Raw genomic sequence first — 12,399 nt, 5'->3', positions numbered from 1 at the left:
TGCAACGCAAAATTGAATTTGCCCTATCTGCGCATTTAGTTGAGACCCATGCAGGATGCGTAGAAACTGGTGGTTGCTGGCCAATCCGAGAAGATACCCTTCACGCCAACATCCTTTGCCAGAACATCCACGACTTCCAGCATGTCACCGTCTGACTTGATCACGTCGCTGACGGTCTGATAGTACCAGCCGCCGCCCGTGTTCAGCGGTCCTGAACGCTCCAGGGTCCAGGTGATGAGGTCCAATCCGGCGTCTTTTGCGGCTTTCGCATAAGCTGATGGAACTATTTTGCCGTCTTCGACGCTCAACAGCACAAAGAGCGGCGGTGCGATGTAGTTGACGCCCTTGTCCTTCAATTCCTGCATCGAGGGAGAAAATGTCGACGGATCCTGTGGATTGACGTCGCGCCGGCCATCCAGGAACACCGCCTGTTTGCCGAATTCCGGTTCGTTTTCGATCCAGTAAAGCACGTCATCGAGACGGAAGGATTGTGCAAAGACATCTTCGGGTGGAACACCAGCTTCCTTGTAGTCGTCGATCAGCTTCTGTGCGTAGTCTGCTTGTGAAAAACCGTCATGGGGCATGTCAATCTTCGGCGACTTCAGTTCCGGCGTGAATTTGACACCGAGGTCCTTGAATAAGGCGATGGATTCAGCGTGGGTCATCAATGTGCCGGTCGCCCCGTAAAGCTCCGTCCTCCATGAGGCCGTGCCGTTCATGTAGTCTTCAACCGACTGTGCCTGCTTGTCGGCACTGTCCATTTTCCCCTTCAGGGACTTGAATTCAGCCAAACTGATATCCGAAGTTCGGCATTCGGCGGACGCGGGATCGCCGCCGCTGGCCGGTTCAAATCCAGAGGTGCACTTGGCTGCAAGGTTCGTCGCAAGAATGTTGGTCGTGGTATGCAAATCGTTCTGGGAGTGACGGCAAACCAATTCCTTGTCTGCGGTAAAGGTCACGTCGCATTCCAGCACACCCGCGCCCATCAGCGCAGCGGCTCGGTATCCTTCTTCGGTGTGCTCGGGAAATTGCAGCGGTGCGCCTCGGTGACTGATGGAAAAGAGCGACGGCTTTGCAGGTTTGCCGATGCAGGCGGCGAGCTTGTCTTTCAACGGGCCGGCGTTCATTTGAGAAACGAGATAGGCAGGTCGTGGTCCCAGATCGACACCTTCAGCAAATGCTGTCGCGCCAAAGCCGAAGCCGAGAAGGATCGAAAGTGAGAGACTGATACGCATGGTCTTTATCCCGGTTCTTGAATCAAATTCTTAAGTGGCTTCAGAAGATATTTTAGGTCAGTAGGTTATCAGGAAAAGGTCAAGCTGGCTTCCAGGCAACTTTGAGAGCCTGCGGACCCCGGACGGACAGTCCGCGTTTGTATTTGGGTGCCTCTTCTGCCAGCTCAACGGATCGAAAACGCTTCAACAGCGTTGAAAAGATGATGTCCATATCCAGCCGCGCCAGATGATTGCCCAGACAAAAATGTGCACCTCTGCCAAAAGCGGTGTGCCAGTTGGGGGAGCGTCCGACGTCGAAGATGTCTGCATTCGGAAATTGTCGCGGATCTCTGTTGGCAGCACCGTAAAGCACACCGAACTTCGTACCCCGGGGATACGTGCTGCCGCACACATTCATCTCCTTGGTCGAATAGCGATGAAAGAAGGGCAGGGGCGATTCATACCGGAACATTTCCTGCACAGCCGTCTTCATGATGCCGGGCTCCTTGCGCATGCGCTGCATTTCCGTTGGAAATTTCAAAAGCGCATGCAAGCCGGAACCGAGTACATCAATTGTCGATCCGTGGCCTGCCATCAGGATCAGCATGGCAGTGGAAAAGAACTCGTCGTGGTTCATGTGCCCTTCGCGTTCAGCCTGTATCATCACGGACAGCAGATCGTCCCTGGGCACCGCCTCACGTTCAGTTTTCAGCTTCAGGAGGTACTCGTAAAACTCGGTCGTATTGCGTTCCGCGAGTTCCTTGCGTTCATCGGACCGTTCAATATCGAAAAACTGCACGATGTTTTCCGACCAGATCCGCAGTTGCGGGCAGTCTTCGTCGGGAACTCCGATGATCCGTCCAATCACATGGCCGGGCACATGGGCGGCAAGATCGGCAACAAAGTCGACTTCGCTGTGATCCTGTAACCCGTCGTAGAGGCTGTCCACATAGGCCTGTATCTCATCCCGCAGCTTGCCCACCATGACAGGTGTAAACAGCTTGAACACCTGCTTGCGCAATCTGTCATGAATTTCACCGTCACTGTCCAGCAACGAGAATTGCACGAAACGGGAATGATGGGGCATGTCGTGCCAGTTACCGGCTCGCTTTTGCGCCGATATCTCTTCCGGACTGGCAACATGCTCCATGGATCGGACCATATCGTCATGCATGACGATTTCCATGACATCTTCAAAACGTGCGGCAAGCCAGACATCAAAGTCTTCGTAATAGGTCAAACCCTCGCTTTCACGCAGAGCCTCGTAGGTCGGATAGGGGTCTTGCGCAAAGGCGTCTGACAGTGGCTCAAAGGAAAGGTCTGTGGACGGGGGCATCAGGCACTCATGAGAAGCCGCTCATTGCGGTAAAATTGTGATTCTTGGCAGGGTCGAAGATTTGGCTGGCCAAGTGCAAGCAAAATCCGCTGTCAGTGTGCCGATATCAGCAAATTTGAGCGATTTTCAGCAATTGGTGCTTGAGGCTTGGGGATAGCGAGGAAAGGGCAAAACTGACGATACCCGCCTTAGGGCTGGGTTCTTAACGATTGTGAAATCGCGAAATGGCGGCTGACGCTTTTGGAAGGCCCCATTGCAAGCTGGAGTGCGTGAGATCGACATGAAAGTGCCGAAGGCTTTCATCAACGAGTATCAGACCTTCTTGAAGGAGACCGGGTTCGACAATCCGAACCCGCAGGCGCTCCTGATGGAACTCGCCTCGCTCAGCATGGAAGTCTACCTGAAGGAAATAGCCTGGCTGTCGGATTTCATAGGCCGGATCAGGAAAGCCAATCGCGAGGCTGCTTGAACAACAGCGCGCCAACGCCAGCGCAAAAGTTCACTTCTTATCATAGCGACGCCAACTGCTCTCGTTTCGCCGAACTTCTAGGGAAACGGCATGAGATTGCTATCGACGTATTCTGATGCTTCTCATGTCTGAATTCGAGTTGTATTGATCGAAGTTATTAGGGCCGCGCTTACCAAGCGCTTATTGACACGCTCACGCGATGCTGTGTGAGGTCCTGAGAAACGCGCTCCGGTCTCTGCCGCAAACGCCTTTGGTTTTCTACATCGACTGGTTATCTGCATTCAAAATCCATTGGTTTTGGCACGAATGTTGACTTGATCGAGAAAATCCATAACCATTTTGTTATGGATTCGAAAAACCTTGATCTCGTATTTTCAGCGCTCTCTGACGCGACACGCCGGGGAATTCTGGCCAGTCTGGCTTCGGGAGAGCGGACAGTGCACGAACTGACATCCGACTTCGACATTTCGCAGCCCGCGGTGTCTCGGCACCTGCGTGTGCTGGATAGCGCGGGGCTTGTCAGGCGAGAAAAGCGGGGGCGAGAAACCATTGTGACGGCCGCCACGGAAACTGCAGCTGAAGCTGCGCACTGGCTGACGCATTACGTGGATTTCTGGACTGCACATTTTGATCAGATGGACGTCATTCTGACAAAGCAAAGGGAGCGACCAGATGGCCGTTGAAACAAGCTTTTCCGACAACATACTGACGATTACAAAGGAGTTTCCTCAACCGATCGAGGCAGTCTTCGATGCTTGGATTGACGCGGCAAAAACAACGCATTGGTGGGGATGTGCAAATACGACCAGGGTTGTTTCCACAGTCGAGCCCAAAGTGGAAGGCGCATATCGGCACACAATGTCCATTGAAGGCGTCGGAGATCATACGATCGAAGGCACACTGATCGACTATGATCCGCCAAACAAATTGGCATACACAATCCCGGCAAATGACTTTGCGCCCGAAATGCTTGTCTCGGTGAGTTTTGAACAGACTGGAAAGGGGACGCGGGTCGTTCTCAAGCAGTCGGAAATTGGCGGTGGCCTGAAAGACGTGGTCGCAGCCGGATGGACGGCATCGTTTGAGAGGCTTGAAGCTTTTTTCGAGGGTCAACGGCGGGTGGCGTGACTGTGTCTCACCCTACCGAATGCGCAAAAGAATGGTCTTTTGTCTATACCAATCTGGTCTGTTTGAGGTCAGGATACACGCACATTTGCCGTTGGATATGGAATGATTTGCCAAATGGGCCTAAGGGCTTTCCGCAGTGAACCTGGAATGGATCGGAAGGGTTGCCGCTCCGTAGGCAAGTGCATTCGGCCCAAACTGGCTTCCAGTTACCGATAGATCGTCCGAGACCTTCAGTTTCAAATCAGACACCAGCACATCGGTGATCGATTTTGGCACCGGGGCCGACACAATCAATTCAGAGACCTTTGCGAACGTGCCGAGGCTCTGAACGAGACTGCCCAGCTTTTCGACGACTGTACCACGCCACTGGCTGACAGCCGGATCGTCGTCTAGCGCGCCAGACGCGATTGCGTCATGCGTCAATTGCCAAGCTTTGCTGTCGCAAATGGAAATCTGCGGAGTTGCGCCTGTATAGATGCGGCCACCAAGAATTAGCCGAGGTTTCAGGTCCTCACAGACGTAACAGAAAAGCAGATCGTCAATCCGTTTGGCCTGACCGAACAAGGTCTCCGCACTGGCGGTCGCGGTTATGTCGTTCTGGATGAACACCTCAAAACCAGTATGCGCGCGCAAATCTTCTTCAAAGTCATGTGCAAGAACTGCTTGTTCCTCAGGTCCGCCGGCCTCAAAACGCCCGGGAAGTGTGAGGCCAACTCCTGCAATAAGCGCTCTTTGCTCAGTACCCAGTTCCGACAACAAAGCGTCGACTGTTCCGGTCAGCGTGTCTTGCACCGTCTGGACATCAAGCACAGCTAAGGGGCTGCGGCTTTGAGCGACCGGCTCACCGACGAAGTTGATGATGGTCGCCTCGATTGCATGACGGTCAACATGAAGCCCGATTGAAAAAGCCCCATTTGGGTTCAAGCTGATTGGCGTGGTCGGAGGCCCGATCCGTCCGCGGACCGCTTCGCCTTTACTGACCAGATTGTCACGTTCCAGAGCTCTGACGATGACAGATATCGTCTGCGCGGACAGCCCACTTTCCTGTCCGAGCTGGAGCCGAGTCATGCCCTCATGCTGCAAGAGAAGGGACATGATCAATCGTTCGTTGAAGCTGCGCGCCAAAACCTGATTCATACCGCCTGGGTGTTCTGCGACACGAACAGTTGGTGGCGGGGCAAAACGCATATCCGGCAAAAGTACAGCCTCCGGCTTTCAAGTCAGGGTCAGCGATGCTCACCTCGTGTTCGAGGCACGGCTTCACGTTATGGGTTATCACGTTTGGGCGTCGGGAACCGGATGCGTATATCTTGTCCGGAGATTAACTCCCCATGGTTTAGTCATTTTGCTCCGGCCAGCCAATGGCCGCGATCTCTTCTGCAATGGCGTGGCCCAAGTCCTTGTGGGCCTGAACGTCGAGATGAAAGCCGTCCTCATCACTTGAGTTGACGACAAGACCCGCATTGAAGAAATGCACTTCATGTGCTTCGGCAATACGTTCATATTCACGTGCCAGCGCACGCGATTTTTCCTGTGCACCGAGAAACACATCCGACCATTCTTTCAGATCAAGGGCTGTTGGCGGCGGTGCGACAATCAGTATTTCAGGGATCTTCCCATCGACACCGGCAGGCATGGATTTGATGTCGCTGACCAACGCTCCGACACCCATGGCGATTTCACCCGGGGTCTTGTTGAAGCGCACCTTCAGGTCGTTGGTGCCGAGCATGATGATGATCAGATCAAGTGGCTTGTGGCTCATGATGCAAGGCCGAAGATAGGTTCGGCCATTCTTCTCAGAACCCTCAATCTCGTCATCACTGACGGTGGTTCTGCCACTCAAACCTTCTTCGATTACAAGCCACTCGTTGCCGATGAGGCCGCGTAAAACTCCCGGCCACCTGACATCATGCGGATATCGGTCATCTGGTTTGTTCGCGGTCGTTTGTCCGTACGTGTTGGAATCTCCGTAACACAACACTGATCGCATACAACCTCCACAAGGTGTCTTTATTTTCAACAAGATAGGCAGTCAGATCGTGAGTGCCAACGTGATCCAGCCTAGAAGCGGATCTTCCAATGGTCAATAGTAATTCATCGTGAATAATTATTGACAAGGGCGTATTTTCCGTGCTCATCATGATGAACAGACACACGGATCCGGTCAAAAATGCCTTGTTCGTGTCGTCAGATCACGGGAGGATCAAATGAAACTCATGAAATCAGTTCTGGCGGCTGCCGCTGTCACTTTGGGCCTTGGTGCCGCTTCGCCTGCATTGTCCAATGAAGAGGGGCCGATCCTGGTCGTAAGCGGGCCGTTGTCCTGGCCGTTTTTCGCCGCGGTGAAGAAGGGCTTCGACGATGCTGCGGAAATTTTCGATGTCGACTACCAGTATATCGCGGTCACGGACACCTCGAATATGACGAGCGATTACCCGCGGCTTTTGCAGCAAGCGATCAGCCGTGAGCCCAGAATGCTTCTCGTTGGTGAATTCTTTCCAGACGGCATGGACCCGTTGATCAAGGAGGCGACGGCTGCCGGTATTCCTGTCCTCATTCACAATTCCGGCCAGACCCTTTGGGAGGGCAACGGATCAATCGGATTTGTCGGCGAAGACCCTTATCAGATGGGGTACAAAGCGGGGCAGATCCAGGCGGACGCCGGTGTGACCACAGGTCTTTGCTTTAACCAGGTGCCCGGCAATCCGACTGTTGAAGAACGGTGCAATGGCTATGTCGCTGCCATGAAGGAAGCCGGAAAGGAAACGATCTATCAGACCATCGGCACGGGGGATGCGACAAACCCACAGGCGATGACGCAGGCAATCAAGGGCAGCCTGCAGGCAAATCCCCAGATCGACGGGATCTATACATTGAATGCGGTTCCCGCAATGTCCGCATTGCGCGCGGTGGATGAGGTCGGACGTAAAGGCGATATCATGGTCGGAACGGCAGACTTGTCCAATGAAGCCCTCCTTGCGATCAAGAATGGTGACCTTGCATTTGCCATGGATCAACAGCCTTATCTGCAAGGGTTCATGTCTATTCAGATCGCTCACCAATACCTGAATTACGGTCTGCATCCGATTGGGCATGTCAAAACCGGACCATTGGTGATCGACAGTTCCAATGTGGAAGAAACACTGAAGGTCAACAAGGAACACGCAGGAGTTCGCGGCGCCTCCTAGGCGCCGCAAGGCCCGGTCCGCGTATCCAACCTAGCTTGCCTGGAGAATGACGTGCTCAGGAATTTCATGAAGCGGCCCGAAGCGGGCGCTTTCGCGGCTTTTGTCATCACTTACCTTTTCTTTGCCTTGGCCACACAGGGAACCGGATTTATCTCAGTGAACGGGACTGCCGGATGGCTCAATCTGGCCGCTGAACTGGGAATTGTCGCGATTCCGGTAGGTCTTTTGATGATTTCAGGTGAGTTCGACCTGTCGATTGGTTCGACAGTTGGGGCTTCGTCCATGATCCTGGCGCTTGGAACCAACCAATACGGATTGCCGATCTGGCCTATGGTTTTTCTGGCACTGGCCGCGGGCGCCACGATTGGTCTGGCGAACGGACTTGCTGTCGTAAAGACCAAACTGCCCTCTTTCATAGTCACCCTGGCAACCAACTTCATCGTGATCGGCGCAACCATGGGCATTTCGCGTCTGGTTGCCAATGTCACATCAAGTTCGATTGTTGCCTCCGACAGTGCAAAATTCGTGTTCGCGGCGCGCTGGGGCCAGGCCAATATTTCCATCCTCTGGTGGTTGCTCGTTGCATTCATCGGTTACCGGATTTTGAGCCGCAGCATTTTCGGTAACTGGATTTATGCAACCGGTGGCAACCTGGATGCTGCCCGAGGGGCAGGTGTGCCGGTGCAGCAGGTCAAGATCAGCCTGTTCATAGCGACCGGACTCGCCGCCGCCCTTGTCGGTATCCTCCAGGGCGTCCAATGGAATTCAGGCAACGCGACCTACGGTATGGGCTTTGTGTTCCAGGCTCCGATTGTCGTTGTCATTGGCGGCGTTCTGCTAACTGGCGGGTATGGCAGTGTCACCGGTATTGTACTCGGCACGGCGCTGTTCGGTGTCATATCAAGCGGAATTTTCTATACCGGCTGGAACACGGACTGGATCCAGTTGTTCCTTGGGCTTTTGCTTGCGGCAGCCGTTCTTGCCAACAACTACGTTCGCCGGTTGGCGCTCTCAAGCAAATAGGATCCGTCATGTCTCAGCCCCTTATGGAATTGCGCGACGTCGACAAGTTTTTCGGGTCCACCAAAGCGCTCAAACACGTGTCCATGCAGGTCGAACCAGGCAAGATCCTTTGCCTGCTCGGCGACAATGGAGCCGGCAAGTCAACCCTGATCAAGGTCCTTTCCGGGTATCACCAGCCAACATCAGGAACGGTGTTTTTCGAGGGCAGGCCAACCAGATTTGCAACGCCACGCGAAGCACGTCAGCGCGGTATTGCAACAGTTCATCAGGACATTGGCTCTATTCCGTTGATGAGCGTTGGCCGCAATTTCTTTCTGGGCGCTGAACCTGCCAAGGGCCGTTGGCCGTTTCGAAGCATCGACACACGTCTCGCCAACGAGGTCGCTGTGGAACAGATGCAGAAATTCGGGCTTACCCGGGTGACCAGCGGAGATCAGCTTGTTGGAACGATGTCCGGCGGTGAACGCCAGGTTCTGGCAATAGGACGGGCAATGTATTTCGGTGCCAAGATGCTGATCCTCGACGAACCGACATCCGCCCTGGGCGTCAAGGAAGCGTCGATGGTTCTTAAAATGATGAGAATCGCCCGGCAGAACGGTGCGGGCATTGTCTTCATAACGCATAATGCACGCCACGCCATGAGCGTTGGCGACACATTTGTAGTCCTGATTCAGGGAGAGGTCGCAGCGTCATTCAAGCGGGGCGAGAAGTCTCGTGAGGAAGTTCTCAATCTCATGGCCGGAGGCGAAGACATGAGCGAGCTTGAAGATGACCTTGAACAGATTGATTGACCGATGAGCCTGTTTCTAGCGGTGGATGTTGGAACCGGCAGTGTGCGTGCAGGTGTTTTCAGCCAGGATGGGCAGCTGCTGGCGCAGGCCAGTCAAGAAATCAGAACCTGGCACCCAAGGCCCCATTTTGCACAACAGTCCAGTGCTGACATATGGGGTGCGGTGTGCGCTTCCGTGCAGTCCGCAATGAGCCAGGCCTCCGTCGCACCGGAGGACGTCGCAGGACTGGGGTTCGACGCGACCTGTTCCCTTGTTGTGGCCGACGGACAGGGCGAACCACTCAGCATTTCGCCCGATGGTGAAAGAGAGCAGGACATTGTTTTGTGGGCGGATCACCGGGCGATCGCAGAAGCTTCCCGGATCGATGAAACCGGTCACCAGAGACTGAGTATTTCAGGTGGCAAGATATCTCCTGAAATGCAATTGCCGAAGCTGCTCTGGATAAAGGAGAATCTTCCTTCCATCTGGGAGGCGGCCGGGCACTTCTTTGACCTTCCGGACTGGCTGACATGGCGGGCCACGGGAAACCTGACGCGATCCTTGTGCAGCACGGTATGCAAATGGACCTATCAGGGCGAAGCCGGCACGACCGGTGAAGGCTGGGATGCCGAATTCTTTGCACTTGCAGGACTTAAAGACCTCGCAGATGAGGGGTTCGGGCGCATTGGAACTGAATGTTTGAGCCCCGCAGCCCCCCTTGGCCAGTTGAGTGAAAAGGCGGCGCAAGAGCTCGGGTTGACGTCGTCGACCCTTGTTGCAGCAAGTATGATTGACGCCCATGCAGGTGCCATGGGAACGCTCGGAGTTACGGCTGAAGCTGTCGGTCCGGATCGTATGGCTTTAATAGCCGGCACCTCCGCGTGTCATATCACTGTTGCACAGCAGGCGGCCTTCGTGCCGGGTGTCTGGGGACCCTATTATGGTGCTGTATTGCCTGACCTTTGGGCAAATGAAGCCGGTCAATCCATGGCCGGCGCAGCAATCGACACGGTTCTGCAGAGACACAGCGCTTTTGAAGATGCAAAAGCGATGGCCACTGGGCAGGGCAAGAACGTCTATGACTTCCTGGATGATTTCCTGTCCGGTCTTTCGGCCAATGAGCCTCCATCATTTCTGTCTGTCGACCGTCACATTATTCCGGATTTCAACGGGAACAGGGCGCCACTCGCCGACCCACGACGATTGGGTGTGACCTGGGGACAGACCGCGGTTTCCGACATTGAGGATCTCGCGCGCGATTATCTCGCCTGTATCCAGTCACTGGCCTATGGGACAAGGCATATTCTCGACCAGTTGGCCGAGAACGGCGTTCGACCGGATGCGATTGTTGTCAGCGGCGGCCTTGGACGCAACAGTCTCTATTGTAAGACTCATGCGGACGTCACCGGATTGCCCGTGCTTTTGCCTGATCAGGAAGAGCCTGTTCTGCTTGGGACTGCGATGCTTGCAGCTGTCGGGTCCGGAAAATTTGAAAGCCTGCGCAATGCCATGGACGCAATGAGCGGACCTGCAAAGGTTCTCCAGCCGGACACCAGGACAAGGGCTTTCCACGACAGGAAGTACCGTGTCTTCCGCGCCATGCACGACGACTTTGAAACCTACCGAAAAATCATGTCCGACTAAGGCCCGATAACATGTCCGAGAACTCTGTTTATCTGTTTGCCAGCGGTGACAGCCGGGAAAGTGCGAACCGAACCTGCTGGCCGGCCCAGGAAGCCATGGAAAGGGCGTTTGCCCGAGAATGCAGGGCACTCGGATTTGATGTCAATCGTGCGCACCCGGTCGATCCGGACAAAGGACATGGATTCCTGTCCTCGCAGCGCGACGGCATGGATGCTGTTGCGTCTGTTCCGAGCGATGCAAAGATCGTGGTCGCAGAGGCCGTCTGGCAGTATTCGCACCACATACTTCCCGGCCTTACCAGTCACAAGGGCCCCATTCTCACACTGGCAAACTGGTCCGGGCAATGGCCCGGTCTTGTGGGGATGCTCAATCTCAATGGCTCCCTCTCAAAGGCAGGGGTCTCCTATTCGACCCTTTGGAGCGCTGATTTTGATGACGGGTTTTTTCGCGATCATCTAAAGGCATGGCTGTCCACCGGCAAAATCAGCCACGATGATAGCCACGTCGCGGACTATGACCCTGATTTGACCCCGGATCCCGACAAGGTAACCGTTGGCCGAATTGCAGCGGATCTACGGAAGAACAAATCCATCATGGGTGTCTTCGATGAAGGCTGCATGGGCATGTATAACGCGATCATTCCTGATGAATTGCTGATGCCTCTGGGAGTGTTCAAGGAACGCCTTTCGCAATCGGCCCTCTACCACGAAACGCTTCAGATATCCGAAGGCGAGGCCCGGGCCGTTTACGACTGGATGCGGGCGAGGGGTATGACTTTCCATCTCGGCCGCGACGAGGCGACGGAACTGACTGAAGACCAGGTCCTGATGCAATGCCGGATGTATGTCGCAGCCGTGCGGATGGCGGATGCATTTGATTGCGAAACTATCGGAATACAATACCAACAGGGCCTCAAGGATCTGCTGCCGGCCTCCGATCTGGTGGAAGGAATGCTGAACAACGCCGACCGTCCGGATGTCGTACGTGCGAATGGCAACGTGATCAGGCCCGGCCAGCCGGTTATCCATTTCAATGAAGTGGATGAATGTGCCGGTTTGGATGCTTTGCTGATTAACAGAACACATTCCGCACTTGGCGAACCCCTGGAAACAACACTCCACGATATCCGATGGGGTGATCTGGATGCCAGCGGAACGACGGACCAATTTGTCTGGGTTTTTGAAATCTCCGGTGCTGCGCCACCAGCTCACCATCTCGGTGGCTGGACGGGCAGCGAAAGTCTGCGCCAGCCGGCAATGTATTTTCCCTCAGGCGGTGGCACACTCAGCGGTGTCGCCAAACCGGGTGAGATAATCTGGTCGCGCATCTACGTGCAGGAAAGTGCGTTGCATATGGACATCGGTCGCGGACGATGCATTGAGCTTCCTGAAGTTGAGACGGAGCGGCGGCGGCGAAGCACAACCCCGGAATGGCCGATCATGCACGGGGTTCTTGATGGCGTCAGTCGCGACCAGCTTATGGGACGCCACAAAGCCAACCACATCCAGGTCGTCTACGCGAATTCTGCATCCGGCGCAGATCGAGCTCTTTGGACGCGCGCGCATCTGGCGCACGAGTTGAACATCAAGGTCAATATCATTGGAGACGTTGCCGGATCAGGGTGAGC

Annotated in this window: 12 protein-coding genes; 8 read left to right on the top strand and 4 right to left on the bottom strand. The window is 54.7% G+C overall.

Annotated elements, in window-relative coordinates; genetic code table 11:
- Window positions 1–35: 35 nt before the first annotated feature.
- Window positions 36–1,235 (bottom strand): glycerophosphodiester phosphodiesterase family protein, encoded by a 1,200-nt coding sequence (locus tag Q0835_RS01705; protein WP_298958040.1) that lies wholly within the window; start codon window positions 1,233–1,235, stop codon window positions 36–38.
- A gap of 79 nt (window positions 1,236–1,314) precedes the next feature.
- A complete protein-coding gene (locus Q0835_RS01700; RefSeq protein ID WP_298814856.1) occupies window positions 1,315–2,550 on the bottom strand; it encodes a cytochrome P450 in 1,236 nt (411 codons plus the stop codon).
- Window positions 2,551–2,830: 280 nt separating this feature from the next.
- Between Q0835_RS01700 and Q0835_RS01695 the strand changes: the two genes are divergently transcribed.
- From Q0835_RS01695 to Q0835_RS01685, 3 genes are all read left to right on the top strand, one after another.
- Window positions 2,831–3,019: a hypothetical protein gene (locus Q0835_RS01695; protein WP_298958039.1), complete on the top strand. Its 189-nt coding sequence runs from the start codon at window positions 2,831–2,833 to the stop codon at window positions 3,017–3,019.
- Between the two features lie 344 nt (window positions 3,020–3,363).
- Window positions 3,364–3,702, top strand: coding sequence for a metalloregulator ArsR/SmtB family transcription factor (locus Q0835_RS01690; protein ID WP_298814852.1), 339 nt, complete (start codon window positions 3,364–3,366; stop codon window positions 3,700–3,702).
- Window positions 3,692–4,147 (top strand): SRPBCC domain-containing protein, encoded by a 456-nt coding sequence (locus tag Q0835_RS01685; RefSeq protein WP_298958038.1) that lies wholly within the window; start codon window positions 3,692–3,694, stop codon window positions 4,145–4,147. Before Q0835_RS01690 ends, Q0835_RS01685 begins: the two co-directional genes overlap by 11 nt.
- Window positions 4,148–4,267: 120 nt before the next feature.
- Here the strand turns inward: Q0835_RS01685 and Q0835_RS01680 are convergent, their stop codons facing one another.
- Together Q0835_RS01680 and Q0835_RS01675 are read right to left on the bottom strand one after the other, a co-directional pair.
- Window positions 4,268–5,284, bottom strand: coding sequence for an ROK family transcriptional regulator (locus tag Q0835_RS01680; RefSeq protein ID WP_298958037.1), 1,017 nt, complete (start codon window positions 5,282–5,284; stop codon window positions 4,268–4,270).
- 199 nt (window positions 5,285–5,483) lie between these two features.
- The gene (locus Q0835_RS01675) at window positions 5,484–6,137 is read right to left on the bottom strand and encodes an SGNH/GDSL hydrolase family protein (RefSeq protein WP_298958036.1); all 654 of its coding nucleotides are present in this window, start codon (window positions 6,135–6,137) and stop codon (window positions 5,484–5,486) included.
- Window positions 6,138–6,354: 217 nt separating this feature from the next.
- Between Q0835_RS01675 and Q0835_RS01670 the strand changes: the two genes are divergently transcribed.
- The 5 genes from Q0835_RS01670 to Q0835_RS01650 all read left to right on the top strand — a co-directional run bounded on the left by Q0835_RS01670 (window position 6,355) and on the right by Q0835_RS01650 (window position 12,397).
- Window positions 6,355–7,335, top strand: coding sequence for a sugar ABC transporter substrate-binding protein (locus Q0835_RS01670; RefSeq protein WP_298814841.1), 981 nt, complete (start codon window positions 6,355–6,357; stop codon window positions 7,333–7,335).
- A 66-nt stretch (window positions 7,336–7,401) separates the two neighbouring features.
- Entirely contained in the window at window positions 7,402–8,358 is a 957-nt protein-coding gene (locus Q0835_RS01665; RefSeq protein ID WP_298958035.1) for an ABC transporter permease, read from the top strand.
- Between the two features lie 8 nt (window positions 8,359–8,366).
- Window positions 8,367–9,149: an ATP-binding cassette domain-containing protein gene (locus tag Q0835_RS01660; protein WP_298958032.1), complete on the top strand. Its 783-nt coding sequence runs from the start codon at window positions 8,367–8,369 to the stop codon at window positions 9,147–9,149.
- Window positions 9,150–9,152: 3 nt separating this feature from the next.
- The gene (locus Q0835_RS01655; protein WP_298958030.1) at window positions 9,153–10,772 is read left to right on the top strand and encodes an FGGY-family carbohydrate kinase; all 1,620 of its coding nucleotides are present in this window, start codon (window positions 9,153–9,155) and stop codon (window positions 10,770–10,772) included.
- Window positions 10,773–10,783: 11 nt separating this feature from the next.
- Window positions 10,784–12,397: a fucose isomerase gene (locus Q0835_RS01650; protein ID WP_298958028.1), complete on the top strand. Its 1,614-nt coding sequence runs from the start codon at window positions 10,784–10,786 to the stop codon at window positions 12,395–12,397.
- Window positions 12,398–12,399 lie beyond the last annotated feature (2 nt).

This window comes from uncultured Roseibium sp. (assembly GCF_947499295.1).
Lineage (GTDB): Bacteria > Pseudomonadota > Alphaproteobacteria > Rhizobiales > Stappiaceae > Roseibium.
This window is presented reverse-complemented; position numbering and strand designations above follow the sequence as displayed.